At 71.8% G+C, this 16,847-nt stretch carries 18 protein-coding genes; 9 read left to right on the top strand and 9 right to left on the bottom strand.

Annotation, left to right across the window (positions count from 1 at the left end):
- Positions 1 to 39 precede the first annotated feature (39 nt).
- Positions 40 to 243 (bottom strand): cold-shock protein, encoded by a 204-nt coding sequence (locus FJM51_RS11990; RefSeq protein ID WP_140454384.1) that lies wholly within the window; start codon positions 241 to 243, stop codon positions 40 to 42.
- 410 nt (positions 244 to 653) lie between these two features.
- Between FJM51_RS11990 and FJM51_RS11985 the strand changes: the two genes are divergently transcribed.
- The 6 genes from FJM51_RS11985 to FJM51_RS11960 are packed head-to-tail and all read left to right on the top strand — an operon-like array spanning position 654 to position 7,006.
- The gene (locus FJM51_RS11985) at positions 654 to 1,580 is read left to right on the top strand and encodes a 5-bromo-4-chloroindolyl phosphate hydrolysis family protein (RefSeq protein ID WP_140454383.1); all 927 of its coding nucleotides are present in this window, start codon (positions 654 to 656) and stop codon (positions 1,578 to 1,580) included.
- Positions 1,577 to 2,755, top strand: coding sequence for a toxic anion resistance protein (locus FJM51_RS11980; RefSeq protein WP_140454382.1), 1,179 nt, complete (start codon positions 1,577 to 1,579; stop codon positions 2,753 to 2,755). Before FJM51_RS11985 ends, FJM51_RS11980 begins: the two co-directional genes overlap by 4 nt.
- An 11-nt stretch (positions 2,756 to 2,766) precedes the next feature.
- Positions 2,767 to 3,792: a DUF2927 domain-containing protein gene (locus tag FJM51_RS11975; RefSeq protein WP_140454381.1), complete on the top strand. Its 1,026-nt coding sequence runs from the start codon at positions 2,767 to 2,769 to the stop codon at positions 3,790 to 3,792.
- A 14-nt stretch (positions 3,793 to 3,806) separates the two neighbouring features.
- Entirely contained in the window at positions 3,807 to 4,922 is a 1,116-nt protein-coding gene (locus tag FJM51_RS11970) for an SPFH domain-containing protein (RefSeq protein ID WP_140454380.1), read from the top strand.
- 10 nt (positions 4,923 to 4,932) lie between these two features.
- Complete coding sequence (locus tag FJM51_RS11965) at positions 4,933 to 6,147, top strand: TFIIB-type zinc ribbon-containing protein (RefSeq protein WP_140454379.1); 1,215 nt, start codon at positions 4,933 to 4,935, stop codon at positions 6,145 to 6,147.
- Positions 6,140 to 7,006 carry a hypothetical protein gene (locus FJM51_RS11960; protein ID WP_140454378.1) on the top strand — a complete coding sequence of 289 codons (867 nt, stop codon included), beginning with the start codon at positions 6,140 to 6,142 and terminating at the stop codon, positions 7,004 to 7,006. The genes FJM51_RS11965 and FJM51_RS11960 overlap by 8 nt, the downstream gene beginning before the upstream one ends.
- A 13-nt stretch (positions 7,007 to 7,019) precedes the next feature.
- On the opposite strand, the gene FJM51_RS11955 is transcribed toward FJM51_RS11960, so the two are convergent.
- The 5 genes from FJM51_RS11955 to FJM51_RS11935 form a co-directional block, all read right to left on the bottom strand.
- Positions 7,020 to 7,769 (bottom strand): hypothetical protein, encoded by a 750-nt coding sequence (locus FJM51_RS11955; protein WP_140454377.1) that lies wholly within the window; start codon positions 7,767 to 7,769, stop codon positions 7,020 to 7,022.
- 89 nt (positions 7,770 to 7,858) lie between these two features.
- Entirely contained in the window at positions 7,859 to 8,353 is a 495-nt protein-coding gene (nusB, locus tag FJM51_RS11950; protein WP_140454376.1) for a transcription antitermination factor NusB, read from the bottom strand.
- Complete coding sequence (locus FJM51_RS11945; RefSeq protein ID WP_140454375.1) at positions 8,353 to 8,883, bottom strand: 6,7-dimethyl-8-ribityllumazine synthase; 531 nt, start codon at positions 8,881 to 8,883, stop codon at positions 8,353 to 8,355. Before FJM51_RS11945 ends, nusB begins: the two co-directional genes overlap by 1 nt.
- A gap of 3 nt (positions 8,884 to 8,886) precedes the next feature.
- The gene (ribB, locus tag FJM51_RS11940) at positions 8,887 to 9,993 is read right to left on the bottom strand and encodes a 3,4-dihydroxy-2-butanone-4-phosphate synthase (protein WP_438502755.1); all 1,107 of its coding nucleotides are present in this window, start codon (positions 9,991 to 9,993) and stop codon (positions 8,887 to 8,889) included.
- A 17-nt stretch (positions 9,994 to 10,010) separates the two neighbouring features.
- Positions 10,011 to 10,631: a riboflavin synthase gene (locus tag FJM51_RS11935; protein ID WP_140454374.1), complete on the bottom strand. Its 621-nt coding sequence runs from the start codon at positions 10,629 to 10,631 to the stop codon at positions 10,011 to 10,013.
- Positions 10,632 to 10,858: 227 nt separating this feature from the next.
- On the opposite strand from FJM51_RS11935, the gene FJM51_RS11930 reads away from it, so the two are divergent.
- The gene (locus FJM51_RS11930; protein WP_438502754.1) at positions 10,859 to 11,980 is read left to right on the top strand and encodes a polysaccharide biosynthesis/export family protein; all 1,122 of its coding nucleotides are present in this window, start codon (positions 10,859 to 10,861) and stop codon (positions 11,978 to 11,980) included.
- A gap of 39 nt (positions 11,981 to 12,019) precedes the next feature.
- On the opposite strand, the gene ribD is transcribed toward FJM51_RS11930, so the two are convergent.
- The 3 genes from ribD to FJM51_RS11915 form a co-directional block, all read right to left on the bottom strand.
- On the bottom strand, positions 12,020 to 13,129 hold the full coding sequence (gene ribD / locus FJM51_RS11925) for a bifunctional diaminohydroxyphosphoribosylaminopyrimidine deaminase/5-amino-6-(5-phosphoribosylamino)uracil reductase RibD (protein WP_140454372.1): 1,110 nt from the start codon (positions 13,127 to 13,129) through the stop codon (positions 12,020 to 12,022).
- A gap of 5 nt (positions 13,130 to 13,134) precedes the next feature.
- Positions 13,135 to 13,608, bottom strand: coding sequence for a transcriptional regulator NrdR (nrdR, locus tag FJM51_RS11920; RefSeq protein WP_140454371.1), 474 nt, complete (start codon positions 13,606 to 13,608; stop codon positions 13,135 to 13,137).
- A gap of 102 nt (positions 13,609 to 13,710) precedes the next feature.
- Complete coding sequence (locus FJM51_RS11915; RefSeq protein ID WP_140454370.1) at positions 13,711 to 14,742, bottom strand: histone deacetylase family protein; 1,032 nt, start codon at positions 14,740 to 14,742, stop codon at positions 13,711 to 13,713.
- A gap of 136 nt (positions 14,743 to 14,878) precedes the next feature.
- Here FJM51_RS11915 and FJM51_RS11910 point away from each other — a divergent pair, with 136 nt between their 5' ends.
- Positions 14,879 to 15,664: a DeoR/GlpR family DNA-binding transcription regulator gene (locus FJM51_RS11910; protein WP_181164537.1), complete on the top strand. Its 786-nt coding sequence runs from the start codon at positions 14,879 to 14,881 to the stop codon at positions 15,662 to 15,664.
- A complete protein-coding gene (locus FJM51_RS11905) occupies positions 15,661 to 16,845 on the top strand; it encodes an MFS transporter (RefSeq protein WP_233713086.1) in 1,185 nt (394 codons plus the stop codon). Before FJM51_RS11910 ends, FJM51_RS11905 begins: the two co-directional genes overlap by 4 nt.
- Positions 16,846 to 16,847 lie beyond the last annotated feature (2 nt).

Raw genomic sequence — 16,847 nt, 5'->3', positions numbered from 1 at the left:
TCGGAAAGGGCGGGCTGCCTGGGCCCGGCCGCGTCCCCGTCACACCTTCAGATGGCCGGCGCTCTTGCGGCCGTCGCGGCCGTCGATCAGTTCGTATTCGATCGGCTGGTTGTCCTGCAGCGTCTGCAGGCCAGCCGCCTGGACGGCGGTGATGTGGACGAAGATGTCCTTTCCCCCGTCCGCGGGCTGGATGAACCCATAGCCCTTCTCAGTGTTGAACCACTTGACAGTCCCTTTAGCCATTCCAAAGCGCCCTTTAGTCATTCGGCCAGGGCAGGATGCCCGGGTCACGGCGGAGTCACGTCCTCGTGAGCGGTGAGCCGCGCCGAGCCCGGGACCTGCCTGCGAAAAGACTAGCGCGAATCGACATCCAAAAAAAGCACCTTGGCCGCTCCCGAGGCCCGGAGCGCCCCGGCGGGCGCGAATCCCCGCCGCCGGGGTCATGGTACTAGCAACCGCCGCGCGAGGTGACTATCTTTCGCGCAGTGCCCGCGCGGAAGACCGCCGGGCACGTGAGGATAGAGGGGCGCATTCTTGCGACTGATCGGTTTCATCGTGCTCGCCGCGATCGTGCTCTCGACCGGATTCGCCGCCATGGCCGCGCCGGCGCTCCCGGGCGCCCCGCCCGTCCGGGCGGTCGCCGGGCCGTCCTGATGGCGGGCCAGCGCTACGGGGGTCCCTATTCCCCCGATGGCCCGGCCGCGTCGAAGGAGGGGCGGGCCGCGCCGCCACCGCCGCCGTTCCGGAACCGCCGCGCGAGCAACGTGAGCTTTCGCGCGCGGCTGATGTTCGCGTTGCCGGCGCCGCTCCTTTTCGCCGGGCTCTTCGCGATCGGCTCCGGCGATCCGGCGGCGATGCTCGCCGATCTCGGCGGCTTCGCGGGGCTGACGGGCTCCGCCTGGCTGCTCGCCGAGGGGCAGCGGGCCGAGGCCGCCTACGCGGCCCGCGCCGTCGCGAGGCCCCCGGCGATCCCGCGCAAGCTCTTCGCCGCCGCGCTCACCGGCGTCTCCATCGCCGCCGTCAACTATCTCAGCCTCGACCAGGGGCTCGGCTCGGTCGCCTATGGCCTCGTCGCCGCGCTCGCCCATGTCGCGGCCTTCGGCGTCGATCCGATGCGGAAGAAGGGCATCGCGGGCGTCGACGATTTCGCCGCCGAGCGCGTCGCGAAGGCGATCGACGCGGCCGAGGAACTGCTGCGCGACACGCTGGCGGCCGCCGCCGGGCTGCGCGACCGGCGGCTCCGGAGCCGGGTGGAGCGCGTCTGCGACAATGCCCGAGAGGTCTTCCGCGTGGTGGAGCGCGACCCGCGCGACCTGCCGCGCTCGCGCGCCTTCCTCAGCGTCTATCTGCTCGGGCTGCGCGACGCGACGGTCAAATACGCCGATCTCGCCGACCGGGGCGGCGCGCCGGGCGCGAAGGAGCGCTACGAGGCGCTGCTCTCGGATCTCGAGACCAGCTTCTCCAAGCAAAGAACCCATCTGCTGGAGGACAACCGCGGCGATCTCGACATCGAGATCGAGGTGCTGCGCGACCGGCTGCGGCAAGATGGACTCGTCCCCATCGAAGGAGAGAAGGCATGACCGAGGAAGTCCGGGCCCAGGCCGAGGCGGCCCTGAGGGAGGTCGAGGCCGTGACGGCGACCCTGCTGCCCGAGCCGGAGCCGGAGGAGCCCGTGCTCGACCCCGGCGCCGCCGACCCCGCGACCCGGGCCGAGATCGAACGCCGCAAGGCGGAGATCGACATCGGGAACTCCCAGTCGATCATCCGCTTCGGCTCCGCCGCCCAGTCCGAGCTTCAGTCGATCAGCCAGGACATGCTGACGGGCGTGCGCAACAAGGACGTCGGCCCGGCCGGGGATTCGCTGCGCGAGATGGTGAGCTCGCTGCGCGGCTTCTCGATGGACGAGCTCGACCCGAACCGGAAGCGCAGCTGGTGGGAGCGGCTGACCGGCGCCGCCGAGCCGCTCGCCGAATTCGCCGCGAAATACGAGACCGTCCAGGCGCAGATCGACAAGATCACCGGCGAACTGCTCCAGCACGAGCACGCGCTGCTGAAGGACGTGAAGTCGCTCGACAAGCTCTACGAGAAGACGCTCGACTTCTACCGCGAGCTCGCGCTCTACATCGCCGCCGGTAGCGCGAAGCTCGCGGAGATCGACGCGGCCGACATTCCCGCGAAGGAGGCGGCGGTCGCGGCGGCGAGCGAGGAGAACAAGATGCTCGCCGCGCAGGATCTGCGCGACCTGCGCGCCGCGCGCGACGATCTGGAGCGCCGGGTACACGACCTGCGGCTGACGCGGCAGGTGACGATGCAGTCGCTGCCCTCGATCCGGCTGGTGCAGGAGAACGACAAGAGCCTCGTCACCAAGATCAACTCCACCCTCGTCAACACCGTGCCGCTCTGGGAGACCCAGCTCGCCCAGGCGGTGACGCTGCACCGCTCGCGCGAGGCGGGCCGGGTGGTGAAGGAGGCGAACGACCTCACCAACGACCTGCTGCGCAAGAACGCCGAGAACCTGCGCGAGGCCAATGCCGAGATCCGGACCGAGCTCGAGCGCGGCGTCTTCGACATCGCGGCGGTCGAGAAGGCGAACGAGGACCTGATCGCGACGATCGAGGATTCGCTCAGGATCGCCGACGAGGGCAAGGCCCGCCGCGCGGAGGCCGAGCAGAGCCTCCAGCGGATGGAGCGCGAGTTGCGCGACACGCTCGCCTCGGCGAAGGCGCGGACCGACGCGCCGCGTCCCTCGGCCTGACGGGAGCCTGAATGGCGGCGGGATCCGCGGAGGGAGCGGGCGGGTGCGACACGGGGCGGATCCGTCCCGGCCTCGCCCTCGCCCTCCTGTTCGCGCTCGCCGGCTGCGGCGGCTTCGGCGGGGAGGCCGCGCCCGAGGCGGCGCCCGCCCCGGCGAGCGCCGCGATGCCCGAGACACCGCCGCTGCCCGACCGCGTCGGCGACGAGGCGGCGCTGCGCCAGTTCTACGCCAATGTGCAGAGCGACCTGATCGCGACCGGCCGGCTCCGGCTCGAGACCGCGCCCGCCGACGCGCCCTATGGCGTGCCCGAACTGGTGCGCGATTTCGAGCGCGTGGCGCTCTACAACGAATATACCGACGTGAACGGCGAGTTCCTGCACCAGGAATCGCCCTCGATCCTGCGCCGCTGGACCGTGCCGATCCGGGTGGCCGCGATGGCGAGCCCGTCGACGCCCCGGGAATCGGCGCACGACCGGGGCAATGTGGCGGCCTTCACCAAGCGCCTCGCGCGGCTCAGCGGAACCGACATGGCGATGGCCGACGACGCCTCGGTCAACTTCCTCGTCCTCTTCATGAATTCCTCCGAGCGCGAGGCCTTCGCCGACCAGATCCGCCAGCGTTACCCCACCTTCGCGCCGGCGGTGATGAACGCGCTGCGCGACACGCCGCTCGACACGTTCTGCACCACCTACGCCTTCTTCGATCCGGAGAACCCGGCGCTCTACGCTTCCGTCCTGATCCTGATCCGCGCCGAGCACCCGCCGCTCACCAAGCTCTCCTGCGTGCACGAGGAGATGGCGCAGGCGATGGGCCTGCCGAACGACAGCCCGGAGGCGCGGCCCTCGCTCTTCAGCGACAGTCTCGAATTCGCGCTCCTGACCGAGCATGATGAAATCCTGCTCCGGATGCTCTACGATCCGCGCCTGAGACCCGGAATGACGGCGGAGGAGGCGCGGCCGCTCCTCCCCGACATCGCCCGCGACGCGATCGCCGCCGAGCAGCGCGACGGCGGCGCGCCGGGGCTGGCCGTGAACTGAGAGGAAACGCTTCCATGTCGATCTTCGACTTCCTGCGCGGCGAGTTCATCGATGTCATCCACTGGACCGACGACACGCGCGACACCATCGTCTGGCGGTTCGAGCGGCAGGGCCATGCGATCAAGTACGGGGCGAAGCTGACGGTACGCGAGGGACAGGCGGCGGTCTTCGTGCACGAGGGCCAGCTCGCCGACGTGTTCGGGCCGGGGCTCTACGAGCTCCAGACCAACAACATGCCGATCCTGACCACGCTGCAGCACTGGGACCACGGGTTCCGGAGTCCGTTCAAGTCGGAGATCTACTTCGTCAACACCCGGATCTTCACCGATCTCAAATGGGGTACGAAGAACCCGATCCTCTGCCGCGACAGGGAATTCGGCGTGGTGCGGCTCAGGGCCTACGGCAGCTACACGATGCGCGTGACCGACCCGGGCCGGTTCATGACGGAGATCGTCGGCACCGACGGCGAATTCACCACCGACGAGATCGAGTTCCAGATCCGCAACGTGATCGTCGCCCATTTCAGCCAGTTGATCGCCGCCTCCGGCATCCCGGTGCTCGACATGGCGGCGAACACGCTCGACCTCGGCAAGCTCGTCGCCGGGAAGATCGCGCCGATGGTCGCGGATTACGGGATCGCGCTGCCCGCCTTCTACATCGAGAACATCTCGCTCCCCGCCGAGGTCGAGGGCGCGCTCGACAAGCGCACCTCGATGGGCGCGGTCGGCGACCTGCGCAAATACGCCGAGTTCTCGGCCGCCGAGGCGATGACCGCGGCCGCCGCCAATCCCTCCGGGGGCGGCGGCATGGGCGCGGGGATCGGCGCCGGCATGGGCATGGCGATCGGCGCGCGGATGGGGCAGAGCGGACCCTGGGGCGCCGCCCCCGCCGCCGGGACGACCCCGCCGCCCCCGCCACCGCCCGCGGGGCGCGTCTGGCACATCGCCGAGAACGGCGCGAGCCGGGGGCCGTATTCGGAGGATCAGCTCGCCACGATGCTCTCGACCGGCGGCGTCACCGGCGATACCTGGCTCTGGACGCCCGGCGGCCCCGACTGGCGCCGCGCGCGCGACATTCCCGAGCTCGCGGAGATGATGAGCGCGACGCCACCCCCGCCGCCGGCCGGCTGAGGCCGCTCCGATGACCGCGGGCGATTCCGGGAACCCCTGGTCGGGGATCCCCCACTCCGGCGCGAGGCCATGGCACCCGGCGGCGGAGCCGCCACCCCCGCCGCGTCCCGATCCTCCGGCCTCCGCCGGCGCGGCGACGCCGGAGGATCACCGCTTCCCCTGCCCCGCCTGCGGCGCGCCGATGCGCTTCCAGCCGGGGACGACGGCGCTGCGCTGTCCGCATTGCGGCCACGAGGAGCCGATCCCGGACGCGCGCGGCGGCATTCCCGAACTTGACCTGCGCGACGCGGCCGGGAAGGCGGTGCCGGCGGAGGCGATGGAGGAACTGCGCGTCGTCCAGTGCCAGAGCTGCGGCGCGCAGGTCGAGTTCGACCCCGAGATCCACGCCAAGGTCTGCCCCTTCTGCGCCGCCCCGATCGTCACCGACACCGGCGCGCGGCGCTACATCAAGCCGCAGGCGCAGCTTCCCTTCCTGCTGACCGAGGAGGATGCGCGCCAGGCGATGAACCACTGGCTCGGCCGGCTCTGGTTCGCGCCCTCGGACCTGCGCGCCTATGCCAGGGCGGGGCGGGCGATGGACGGGATCTACGTCCCCTACTGGACCTACGACGCCGAGACCCGGACCCGCTACAGCGGCCAGCGCGGCAAGGTCTATTACGAGACGCGCCCGGTGCAGGTGATGGTGAACGGGCGCATGCGCACCGAGTTGCAGCAGGTCGCCCGCGTGCACTGGCAGCCGGCGAACGGACAGGTCGCGCGCAATTTCGACGACGTGCTGGTGCTGGGCTCGAAGAGCCTGCCGAAGCACTATACCGACGGGATCGCGCCCTGGGATCTCTCCGCGCTTTCCGCCTACGAGCCGCGGTTTCTCGCGGGCTTCCGGTCCGAGGGCTACACGGTTCCGGTCGAGGACGCCTATGGCGAGGCGAAGGCGGTGATGGACGAGGTGATCCGCCAGGACATCCGGCGCGACATCGGTGGCGACCAGCAGAGGATCGGCGCGATGGAGACGAGCGTGGGCGCGCTCACCTTCAAGCATGTGCTGCTGCCGGTCTGGGTCGCCGCCTATCGCTACCGCGGGCGCAGCTACCGCTTCGTCGTCAACGGGCGCACCGGCGCGGTCGAGGGGGAACGGCCCTGGTCCTCGGTGAAGATCTTCTTCCTCGTCCTCGTGATGTTCCTCGCCGCGGCCGCCTTCGCCTGGTTCGAGGCGACCCATGGCTGAGGGATCCGCGCGGCGCCTCGCCCTGGTCCTGCTGGCCCTCTCCGCGCTCCCCGCGCTCGCGGCGCCGCCGCTGCCCGCGCCGATCCGCGGGATGACCGACGAAGCCTTCGCCGAATGCCGGAGCGCCGGCGGCGCGCCCTCGCTCGCGGCCGATTACGCGCGGCCCGCGGATCTGAACGGCGACGGGACGGAGGATTTCCTCGTCGATTTCGTCGGCCTGACCTGCGCGGGCGCGGACGGGCATTTCCGCGGCCCGGACGGCTTCCCGGTCTCGGTCTGGCTCTCGGGGCCCGGCGGCCATGTCCGCGCCTGGTCGGGCACGGCGCTCGAGTCGCGCCTCGAGACGGAGACGGATCCGCCCGGGGTGATCGTGCGTCTCGCCGGGGCATCCTGCGACCCGCCCGGGACCGGGGCCTGCGAACGGCGGCTCGATCTCGCCGCGCCGGCGGGCGCGGGCGCGGCGTCCGGGCGTCCCGGGGGCTGGTCGCTGCGCGCCGCGCCGGGACCCGCGCCGGTCGCCGTCGCGCCGATGCCGGGGCCGCTGCGCGACATGGCGCTCTTCTGTCTCTCGGGCCGGCCCTTCCTCGCGCTCATGCCCGCGCCCGGCGCGTCCCTGCCCGAGACGATCACGCTCTCCTTCCGCTTCTCCGACCGGACGCTGACCGCGACCGCCCGGCACGAGGCCACGGCGGGCGAGGCCCATGTGATCGACCTCGCGACCACCCCGCTCGCCCAGGCGCTGGCGGGCCGCGATTCGGCGGTGGATGTGGCGCTCGGGGAGAAACCCCTCGGCACGCTCTCGCTCGCGGGATCGAGCAAGGCGATCCGGGGCGCGCTCGAAGGCTGTCTCCGCTTCTGAGCCCGTCCCCGGCTCAGCCGATGCTGGCGGCGATCTCCTCGACCGTGGCGCCTTCCTTGATCTCGCGCAGCCGCGCGTAGACGAGGGCGGTGAAGATCGAGACCAGCGCGTAATAGAAGGCCGAGATCAGCGATTCGACGAGGAGCGAGAGGACCGCGTTGGTCTCGACCGCGTAGAGCGCGCCGCCGGCGAGCACGACGAGCACCAGCGTCGCCACCCCCATGAGCAGGATCGCCCCGACCAGCGGCCAGCGGTAGCCCTCGGTCAGTTCCTGCGCCCGGCCGAGCCCTCGCCAGCCCGCGTCCTCGAAGACGACGGCCTCGACCCAGGGCAGGAACCGGGCGATCACGTAGAGGCCCGGCACGATCAGGAGCAGGAAGCCGAGGCCCGCGAGCAGGCTGATGGCGAGGCCGAGCACCGCGATCGGCAGAAGCTGGCGCGCGGCCTGACGCGCGTATTGCCCGACGCTGTGCGACCGGCCGATCACCGCGTCGAGCGCGACGAGGCAGAGGAAGCCGACGACGAAATAGCTCAGCACCATGCCGAGCGTTCCGAGCAGCACCCCGGCGAAGCCCGGCGCCGCGACGAGTTCGCCCTCCGCCGGCGCGGGGCTCAGGCGCTCCGCGACGAGGTTGACGAGCGACAGCGCGACGGCCGGCACGAAGGCCATCGGAAAGACCGTCGAGAATTTCGCGAACAGGAGCCCGAAGGTCTGCGAGATGACGCGGCCGACCCCGAACGGGGGCGAGGAAGGATGACTCACGGGCGAACACTCCTTGCGTCCGCCATCGGCGCGGCGGCGTCCCGAGACCTAGCGGATCGGCGCCCGCCTGAGAAGGCCGGGCGCGGCGCTCAGGCGAAGGCCTCGGGCCGCGCCTCGCGCGCCATGTGGTCGAGCACGGCGTTGACGAAGCCGGATTCCCGGCCCTCCGGATAGAAGGCCTTCGCGACGTCGACGAATTCGGTGATCGTGACCCGGGGCGGCGTCTCGGTCGCGATCAGTTCCGCCCCGGCCGCGCGGAAGAGCGCGCGCAGCGTCGGGTCGATCCGGTCGATCGGCCAGCGCGCGACCAGGGCGCGATGCGTCAGCTGGTCGATCCGCGCCTGGTCGGTGACCGTGGCGTTCAGAAGCCGGCGGAAATGCTCGAGATCGGCGTCGGCGTATTCCTCGCCGTCGATCTCCGCCCCCATCCGGTGCGTCTCGAATTCGTGGCGCACGGTCTCGAGCCCGGCATTGGCCGCTTCCATCTGGAAGAGCGCCTGCACGGCGTAGAAACGCGCGGCCGAGCGCATGCGCCGGCCCTGCGCGGGCGTCACCTTCGGCGGGGCGGGAGGGGGCGTCTCCATCACGAATCCGCCACCTGGAAGCCCGCCGGGCGGAAACCGGCGCCGGTGAGGCGGCCCGCCTTGGCGAAGCGGCGGGCGAGCGCGATCAGGTGCATCGCCGCGATCGCCGCGCCGCCGCCCTTGTCCTGTCCCGCCGCCTCGGCCCGGACCTCGGCCTGCGCCCTGTTCTCGACCGTGAGGATCCCGTTGCCGACGCAGAGCCCGCCGAGGCCGAGCATGCTCAGCCCGCGCGAGGAATCGGCGCAGACGGTCTCGTAATGCGTCGTCTCGCCCCGGATCACGCAGCCGAGCGCGACGAAGCCGTCGAAGCTCTCGTCGCGGCTCGCGAGGCGGATCGCGGTCGGGACCTCGAGCGCGCCCGGCACCTCGATCGTCTCGTGCGTGGCGCCCGCGCCCTCGATCGCGGCGCGCGCGCCCTTCAGGAGCTCGTCGGCGATGTCGCGGTAGAACGGCGCGACGACGATCAGGAGCTTCGTCGGCGCGTCGAAAACGGGGGCGGGCAGGCCCTCATGGGCCTCGTTGCTGGCCATGGTTCAGCCTCCGACGGCGGGAATGGGCCGGGTGCCGGCGATCGAGAGCCCGTAGCCGTCGAGCCCGACGACCTTCGGCATCGGCGAATTGGTGAGCAGCGTGATCTCGTGCAGGCCAAGCGCGTTCAGGATCTGCGCGCCCACGCCGTACTGCCGCAGCTTCTCCGGCGAGACGTGGTCGCCGAGAACCACCTTCTCCTCCATGTCGCGCAGGAGCACGACGACGCCCCGGCCCTCGCCCGCGATGGCGAGCATCGAATCGCGCAGCTGATGCGACCGCTCGGGATGGACCGCGAGCATGTCCTCGATCACGTTGACCGCGTGCATGCGGACGAGCACCGGCCCCGCGGCCGTGAGGTCGCCCTTGGAGAGCACGATGTGCTCGGCCCCCTTGGCCGTGTCGGCGAAGATCCTGAGCTGCCAGTCGCCGCCGAATTCCGAATGGATGCTGTGCACCGCGGTCTCGCGCACGAGGTTGTCGTGGCGCAGGCGATAGGCGATCAGGTCCGAGATCGTCCCGACCTTGATCCCGTGGCGCTGCGCGAACTGGATCAGGTCGGGCAGGCGCGCCATCGTCCCGTCCTCGTTCATCACCTCGCAGATCACGCCGGCGGCGTTGAGCCCGGCGAGCCGCGGGATGTCGACCGCCGCCTCGGTATGGCCGGCGCGCACCAGCACGCCGCCCTCGCGGGCGCGGAGCGGGAAGACATGGCCCGGCGTCGCGATGTCCTGCGGCCCCGAGCGCGGGTCGATCGCCACCGCGACGGTGCGGGCGCGGTCGGCGGCCGAGATGCCCGTGGAGATCCCCTCGCGCGCCTCGATCGACACGGTGAAGGCGGTCTCGTGGCGCGAGGAATTCGTCGCCGACATCATCGGCAGGCCGAGCGCGTCGAGCCGGTCCGAGGTCAGCGCGAGGCAGATCAGCCCGCGGCCATGGGTCGCCATGAAGTTGATCGCATCCGGCGTGCACATCTGCGCGGGGATGATGAGGTCGCCCTCGTTCTCGCGATCCTCGTGATCGACGAGGATGAACATCTTGCCGTTGCGCGCGGCGTCGATGATCTCCTCGGTCGGCGAGATCGCGTCGTGATAGTCGCTCGTCATCTTCATTCCCCGCCCCTCCGGCCTCAACCCGCGCTGAATTCCGTCAGGCGCGCGACATAGCGCGCCAGAGTATCGATCTCGAGATTGACCAGCATGCCCGGACGCGCCGTTCCCCAGGTCGTATGCGACCGCGTGTGCGGGATGATGTTCACGCCGAACTCGCGCCCGTCGACCTCGTTCACGGTGAGCGAGGTGCCGTTGAGCGCCACCGACCCCTTGGGCGCGACGTATTTCGCCAGCGACCGCGGCGCGCGGAACAGGAAGCGCGCGCTGTCGCCCTCGGGCGTCACGCCGACGATCTCCGCCCGGCCGTCGACATGGCCCGAGACGATATGGCCGCCAAGCTCGTCGCCGAGCCGGAGCGCGCGTTCGAGATTGACGCGCCCGCCCGGCGCCCAGGCGCTGCCCTCGGAGCGGATGTTGGTCTTCTCGATCGTCTCGGCGGAGATGTCGACGTCGAACCAGGCGCCCCCCTCGGGCAGGGGCCCACGGTCCACCACGGTCAGGCAGACGCCGTCGCAGGCGATCGAGGCGCCGAGCGCGATCCCGTCGGCGGGATAGGCCGTCCGGATCCGGGCGCGCAGGTCGCCCCGGTCCTCGAGCCGCTCGATCACGCCCATGTCGGTCACAATTCCGGTGAACATCCGCGCCCCCGGTCGCATCTCTCACTCCGCCCCGCCTCCTAAACCCCGCGCCTCCCGACGGCAAGGCAGGATATCGGTGCGGATCCGCAACAATCGCGTTCACGACGGAAGGAGGGAAGCCGCCGCCGTCTGGCCTCCTCCCGCGAAAGCCGCTAGTGTCCCCGGCCGAGCCCGGGCGGCGACCCGGGGAAGAGGCGAACGAGCGGATCAAGAGGCGAGCGATGGGATTGAAGGCGAAAGCCGCGGCGCGCCTCGCTGGCGCGCTCCTGATCGGCGCGCTGGCGGGCTGTACCCTGCCCCGCTCCGGCCCCACCGCGAGCGATCTCGAACGCCGCGGCTCCGATCCGACGTTCAGCATGCAGACGGTGAATGTCACGCCGACCATCGCGGCGATCACGCGCGTCGACACGCCGCTCGGCTTTCCCTCCTCGATGACCGGCGCGGGCACGGTCTCGCCGGACACGATCGCGGCGGGGGACCGGCTCGCGGTCACGGTCTGGGAGAACGTCAACACCGGCCTTCTCGCCGGGGTGGGTCAGAAGAACACGCCGCTCGCGGACCTGCAGGTCGACCAGGCGGGCGACATCTACGTGCCCTATGCCGGACGCATCCGGGCGGGCGGGCTCACGCCCGACCAGCTCCGCGACAGGCTGGTGGCGAGCCTCGAGCAGCAGACCCCGGATCCGCAGATCGAGGTGCGCCGCGTCGCGGGCGACGGCTCGACCGTCGCGGTGATGGGCGAGGTGGCCGAGCCCGGCGTCTATCCGATCGAGGCGCCGACGCGGCGGCTCTCGGCGATGCTCGCGCGCGCCGGGGGCGCCAAGGTTCCGATCGAGGTCGGGCAGGTGAAGCTCGAGCGCGGCGGCACGACGGGCCGGGTCTGGCTCCAGGATCTCTACGACAATCCGGTCGAGGATGTCGCGCTCCGGCCGAACGACCGGGTGATCGTCGAGACCGACCGCCGCGCCTTCACCGCGCTCGGCGCTTCCGGGCGGCAGAGCCGGGTGAACTTCACCCAGCGCGACATGAGCGCGATCGAGGCGATCGCCGCGGCCGGCGGCCTCGACGGGCGCGCGGCCGATCCGACCGGCGTCTTCATCTTCCGCGAGGAACGCTCCGACATCGCCAACCGCGTGCTCGGCCGGGGCGATCTCGTCGGCGCGCAGCGCATGGCCTATCTGATCGACCTGACCAAGCCCGAAGGCCTCTTCGCCGCGCGCGACTTCGTCGTCCGCGACGGCGACACGATCTACATGACCGAGGCGCCCTTCGCCGCCTGGAGCCGCGTGCTCGCGGTCGCGGTCACGGCGGTCAACTTCACCGCCTCGGTCGACAACCTCGCGAACTGACCGGCCGCCCCGGGCGGGCGGCCGACGCCCGCGGGGCGCTCAGCTCCGGACCCAGCGCGTCCGCGTGTCCGGCCCGATCCGCGCGACGTCGGCGAGCCGGTAGCGCGGCGCGAGCGCGAGCGACTCGAGCCCGATCCCCCCCACGCCCGGCAGGCCCTCGGCGCCGATCACGATCCCGGCGGTGTAGCAGACGAGCTCGTCGACCAGACCCGCCTCGATCAGCGCGCCGGCGAGCCGGCCGCCCCCCTCGCAGAGCACGCGCGTCAGGCCCCGGTCCCCGAGCAGCTGCATCATCGCCGAGAGATCGAGCTGACCGTCCTGCTGGAACGGAACCTGGATGAGCTCGGCGCCCAACTCTTCCCAGGCGCTCCGGCGCCCCTCCTCCGCCTCGGCGTGGTGGCAGAGCCAGAGCGGGATGTCGCGCGCGGTCTGGCCGAGATGGCTCGACCGGGGCAGCGCGAGCGAGCCGGTGACCACGACGCGCACCGGATCGGCGTCGGCGACGCCGAGGCCCCGGACGTTGAGCTTCGGATCGTCGTCGCGCGCGGTGGCGGCGCCGACCAGCACCGCGTCGGCGCGGGCGCGCATCAGATGCACCTCGGCCCGGGCGCGCGGGCCGGTGATCCACTTGCTCTCGCCGCTTCCCGTCGCGATCCGGCCGTCGATCGAGGTGGCGATCTTCAGCGTCAGCATCGGCCGGCCGGTCCGCACCCGGCGCAGGAAGCCCCGGTTCAGCGCCTCCGCCTCCTCGGCGAGGCAGCCGGTCTCGACCGCGACGCCCGCGGCGCGCAGCGCGGCCAGGCCCTTGCCGTCCACCCGCGGGTCCGGATCCTCCATCGGCACCACGACGCGCGCGACGCCCGCGGCGATCAGCGCCTGCGAGCAGGGGCCGGCGCGGCCGACATGGGCGCAGGGTTCGAGCGTCACATAGGCCGTCGCGCCCCGGGCGCGCTCGCCCGCCTGGGCCAGCGCGATCGCCTCGGCATGCGGGCGGCCGCCGTCCTGGGTGAAGCCGCGCCCCACCACCTCGCCCGCCGGCGAGACGATGACGCAGCCGACCGCGGGATTGGGCCAAACCCGGCCGAGCGCGCGCGCGCCGAGGCCGATCGCGGCGCGCATGAAGCCCGCGTCCAGATCCGAAAATGTCATGATGCTCAGTCTTCGTCCTGTACCGCCGGGGCCGGCCGGAGCTCGGAGACGAAGTCCTCGAAATCGTCGGCCGCCTGGAAATTCTTGTAGACGCTTGCGAAGCGCACATAGGCGACGGTGTCAATGCGCGCCAGCGTCTCCATCACGATGGTGCCGATCGTGTCGGAGGGCACATCCGTCTCCCCGAGCGATTCGAGCCGCCGCACGATGCCCGAGATCAGCTGCTCCAGCCGGTCCGCCTCGATCGGGCGCTTCTGCATCGCGATCCGGATCGAGCGCTCGAGCTTGTCGCGGTCGAAGGGCTCGCGCCGGCCGCTCTTCTTGACCACGACGAGGTCGCGCAGTTGCACCCGCTCGTAGGTGGTGAAGCGGCCCCCGCAGGCCGGGCAGAAGCGGCGGCGGCGGATCGAGACGTGATCCTCGGCGGGACGGCTGTCCTTGACCTGCGTATCGATGTTTCCGCAAAACGGACAGCGCATGCCCCATCCCTACCCTGGCCCCGCACCGCCGGCACTATAGGCACAAGACCACAGATTGGGTAGAGGCTTCGTCGCGACCACAACAGGCCGCGGGGCGTCCGCTCATCCCTCCTCGAATCCGGTCAGCACGCCGACCGCGTTCGCGCCGATCGGCTCCACCGCGTAGCCGCCCTCCATCACGAAGAGCGTCGGCAGGCCAAGCGCCGCGACCGCCGCGCCGATTCCGGGATAGTCGGGCGTGTCCAGCTGGAAGCGGCTGATCGGATCCTCCCGGTAGGTATCGACCCCGAGCGAGACGACGAGCGCGCCGGGACCGAAATCCGCGATGGCGGCGAGCCCGGTCGCGAGCGCGGCCATGAACGGCTCGATCCCCGTGCCCCAGGGCAGCGGCAGGTTCAGGTTCGCCCCCTCCCCCGCGCCGGTTCCGCGCTCGTCGGCATGGCCGAGGAAATAGGGATATTCGCGGACCGGATCGGCGTGCAGGTTCACGACCTGCACGTCGCCCCGCGCGTAGAAGATCTCCTGCGTGCCGTTGCCGTGGTGATAGTCGATGTCGAGCACCGTCACCCGCTCGTGCCCGCGCCCGCGCAGGTATTCCGCCGCGACGGCCGCGTTGTTGACGAAGCAGTATCCGCCGGCGAAGCGGCTCCCGGCGTGATGGCCCGGCGGACGGCAGAGCGAGAAGACCGCGCGCTCGCCCTCCGCGAGAAGCGCCGCGCCCGTCAGCGCGACGTCGTGGCTCGCCCTGACGGCGTCCCAGGTGCCTTCGACGAAGGTGGCCCCGGCATCGAAGGCGTAGAAGCCGAGCAGCCCGTCGATATCCTCCGGCGGCCGGTCGCGCCTCAGGCCCGGCACCGGAAAGACGAAGGGCATCGCCGTGCCGCCGCGGCCTTCCGCCGCCCACATCGGCCAGGCCCGCGGCAGGAAGTCGAGATAGCCCCGGTCGTGCACCCGCGCCGCCACCGAGAGGTCGAATTCGCGCGGCGCCTCGATCGGCCCGAGCCCGACCTCGCGCACCCGGTCCCGGATGATCTCCGCCCGCCGCGGCAGTTCGAAGGCGGGAACGATCGCGCCCGAATTGAGCTCCACATTCCCGGCGTGACCGGCGTGCCTGGGTGAGTATATCGTGCGCATGGGATCTCCTCTCGCCTCGGGAAGGTAGCGGCGCTTCCCCCCGCGAGCAACGCGCCCCCTTGACCGCGGCAGAATGCAGGATTATGCGCATTCTCGCCTGATACTGCCGATTCAACGCCCATCCAGAAGAATCTCCATGAGCAGTCTCCTGACCTCCGAACGGCTCGACGCGATCGAGGCGCGGCTCCAGAGCGAGGGCCGGGTCGTCGCGGCCGAACTCGCGCGCGACTTCGACACCTCCGAGGACACGATCCGGCGCGACCTGCGCGCGCTCGCCGCCGCCGGGCGCTGCCGCCGCGTCTATGGCGGCGCGCTGCCCGCCACGCCGTCCCGGGGACCGGTCAGCAGCCGCGCCCGTCTGTCGGCGCCCGCCAAGGATGCGCTCGGCGCGGCGCTGGCGCGGCTGGTGCTGCCGGGGATGACCGTGTTCCTCGACGCCGGCACCACCAATCTCGCCGCCGCCCGCGCGCTCGCCGCGACCCCGGATCTCGGCGGCGCGACGCTCGTCACCCACGCCCCCGCGATCGCCGCCGCGCTGGTCGAGGCGCGGGGCGCGAGCCTCGTCACCATCGGCGGCCGGGTCGACCCGGTCATCGGCGCGGCGATCGGCGCCCGCGCGTTCGAGGAGGTCTCGGCGATCCGGCCCGACCTGCTGCTGCTCGGCACCTGCGGCCTCGATCCCGAGGGGGCCCTCAGCGCGCATTCGATCGAGGACGCGGTGCTGAAGCGCCGGCTCGCCGCCAACAGCGGCGCGATCGCCACCGCCTGCGACCGCGGCAAGATCGACACCGCCGGCCCCTTCACCGTGATCGACGCCGCCACCTGCGACACGCTCGTGGTCGAGGCGGGCCTGCCCCCCGCCATCCGCGCGCGCCTCGCCGAACTCGGCCCCGAGATCATCGAAGTGGAGACCGGCGCATGAGCGACACCTCCCTGCCCCGCGCCGCCTCCGCGGCCATGCCGCCGCGCCGGATCGCCGTCTCGATGGCCTTCCTGCTGAACGGCTACGTCGTCGGCAACTGGGCGCCCCGGATCCCGGGCTTCAAGGCCGGGCTCGGCATCGACGAGGCGATGCTCGGGCTCCTGATCCTCGCCTTCGGCGTCGGCTCGCTCGTCATGATGCCGCTCGTCGGCGCGGCGATCGCGCGGGACGGGTCGCAGCGCGTGCTGCGCGCGCTCACGCTCTGCCTCGCCCCCTGCTGGCTGCTCATCACCCTCGCCCCCGCGCTGCCGGTGGCCTTCGCCGGCGCCTTCCTCTTCGGGGGCGTCATCGGCGGGATGGACGTGGCGATGAATTCGAACGCGGTCTCGGTCGAACGCTCGATGCGCCGCGCGATCATGTCGTCCTGCCACGGGTTCTGGAGCCTCGGCGGACTGATCGGCTCGGCGACCGGCGGGCTGCTGCTCGGCCGGCTCGGGGGCACGGCGCAGAGCGTCGTGATCGTCGTCGCCTGCCTCGCCCTGCTCGCGCTGACCTGGGGCGCGATCCTGCACGACCGCGCGCCGGCGCAGGAGGAGCGGCAACCGCTCCGGCTGCCCCGGCAGGCGCTGCCCTGGATCCTCGGCGCCATGGCGCTCTTCTGCATGATCCCCGAGGGATCGGTTCTTGACTGGAGCGCGCTCTACCTGCGCTCCGAACTCGGCGCCTCGGTCGAGGTGTCGGGCCTCGCCTTCGCCGCCTTCTCCGCGACGATGGCGGTGATGCGTTTCACCGGCGATCCGATCCGCGACCGGTTCGGCGCGGTCCGGACCTTCCGGATCTCGGCGCTGATCGCCGCCGCCGGGCTCGTCACCGCGGGGTTCGCCCCGGCGGCCCCGGTCGCCATCCTCGGCTTCGCGGCCGCGGGGCTCGGCATCGCCAACCTGGTCCCGATCGCCTTCTCGGCCGCGGGCAACCTGCCCGGCCTGCCGCCCGGCGTCGGCATCTCCCTCGTCACCTTCCTCGGCTATTCGGGCATGCTCTTCGCGCCGTCGCTGATCGGCTTCGTCGCCGCCCATGTCGGCCTCGGCCCGGTCTTCGCCACGCTGCCGCTGCTCTACCTCGCGGTCTTCGGCCTCGCGCACCACGCGCGGAGCGCGGATATGGGGGACGCGGGGCACTGAGG

The organism is Amaricoccus solimangrovi (assembly GCF_006385685.1).
Taxonomy (GTDB): domain Bacteria; phylum Pseudomonadota; class Alphaproteobacteria; order Rhodobacterales; family Rhodobacteraceae; genus Amaricoccus; species Amaricoccus solimangrovi.
The sequence above is the reverse complement of the archived record's forward strand: the minus strand, read 5'-3'. Positions and strand labels throughout refer to the sequence as shown.

Excerpts from the sequence above, each read along its gene's own strand:
- FJM51_RS11985 (WP_140454383.1), top strand. The coding sequence starts at position 654 with ATGGCGGGCCAGCGCTACGGGGGTCCCTATTCCCCCGATGGCCCGGCC.
- ribD (WP_140454372.1), bottom strand. The coding sequence starts at position 13,129 with ATGACATTTTCGGATCTGGACGCGGGCTTCATGCGCGCCGCGATCGGC.
- FJM51_RS11960 (WP_140454378.1), top strand. The coding sequence starts at position 6,140 with ATGGCTGAGGGATCCGCGCGGCGCCTCGCCCTGGTCCTGCTGGCCCTC.
- FJM51_RS11975 (WP_140454381.1), top strand. The coding sequence starts at position 2,767 with ATGGCGGCGGGATCCGCGGAGGGAGCGGGCGGGTGCGACACGGGGCGG.
- nrdR (WP_140454371.1), bottom strand. The coding sequence starts at position 13,608 with ATGCGCTGTCCGTTTTGCGGAAACATCGATACGCAGGTCAAGGACAGC.
- FJM51_RS11990 (WP_140454384.1), bottom strand. The coding sequence starts at position 243 with ATGGCTAAAGGGACTGTCAAGTGGTTCAACACTGAGAAGGGCTATGGG.
- FJM51_RS11935 (WP_140454374.1), bottom strand. The coding sequence starts at position 10,631 with ATGTTCACCGGAATTGTGACCGACATGGGCGTGATCGAGCGGCTCGAG.
- FJM51_RS11970 (WP_140454380.1), top strand. The coding sequence starts at position 3,807 with ATGTCGATCTTCGACTTCCTGCGCGGCGAGTTCATCGATGTCATCCAC.
- FJM51_RS11910 (WP_181164537.1), top strand. The coding sequence starts at position 14,879 with ATGAGCAGTCTCCTGACCTCCGAACGGCTCGACGCGATCGAGGCGCGG.
- FJM51_RS11905 (WP_233713086.1), top strand. The coding sequence starts at position 15,661 with ATGAGCGACACCTCCCTGCCCCGCGCCGCCTCCGCGGCCATGCCGCCG.
- nusB (WP_140454376.1), bottom strand. The coding sequence starts at position 8,353 with ATGGAGACGCCCCCTCCCGCCCCGCCGAAGGTGACGCCCGCGCAGGGC.
- FJM51_RS11945 (WP_140454375.1), bottom strand. The coding sequence starts at position 8,883 with ATGGCCAGCAACGAGGCCCATGAGGGCCTGCCCGCCCCCGTTTTCGAC.
- FJM51_RS11980 (WP_140454382.1), top strand. The coding sequence starts at position 1,577 with ATGACCGAGGAAGTCCGGGCCCAGGCCGAGGCGGCCCTGAGGGAGGTC.
- FJM51_RS11915 (WP_140454370.1), bottom strand. The coding sequence starts at position 14,742 with ATGCGCACGATATACTCACCCAGGCACGCCGGTCACGCCGGGAATGTG.
- ribB (WP_438502755.1), bottom strand. The coding sequence starts at position 9,993 with ATGAAGATGACGAGCGACTATCACGACGCGATCTCGCCGACCGAGGAG.
- FJM51_RS11965 (WP_140454379.1), top strand. The coding sequence starts at position 4,933 with ATGACCGCGGGCGATTCCGGGAACCCCTGGTCGGGGATCCCCCACTCC.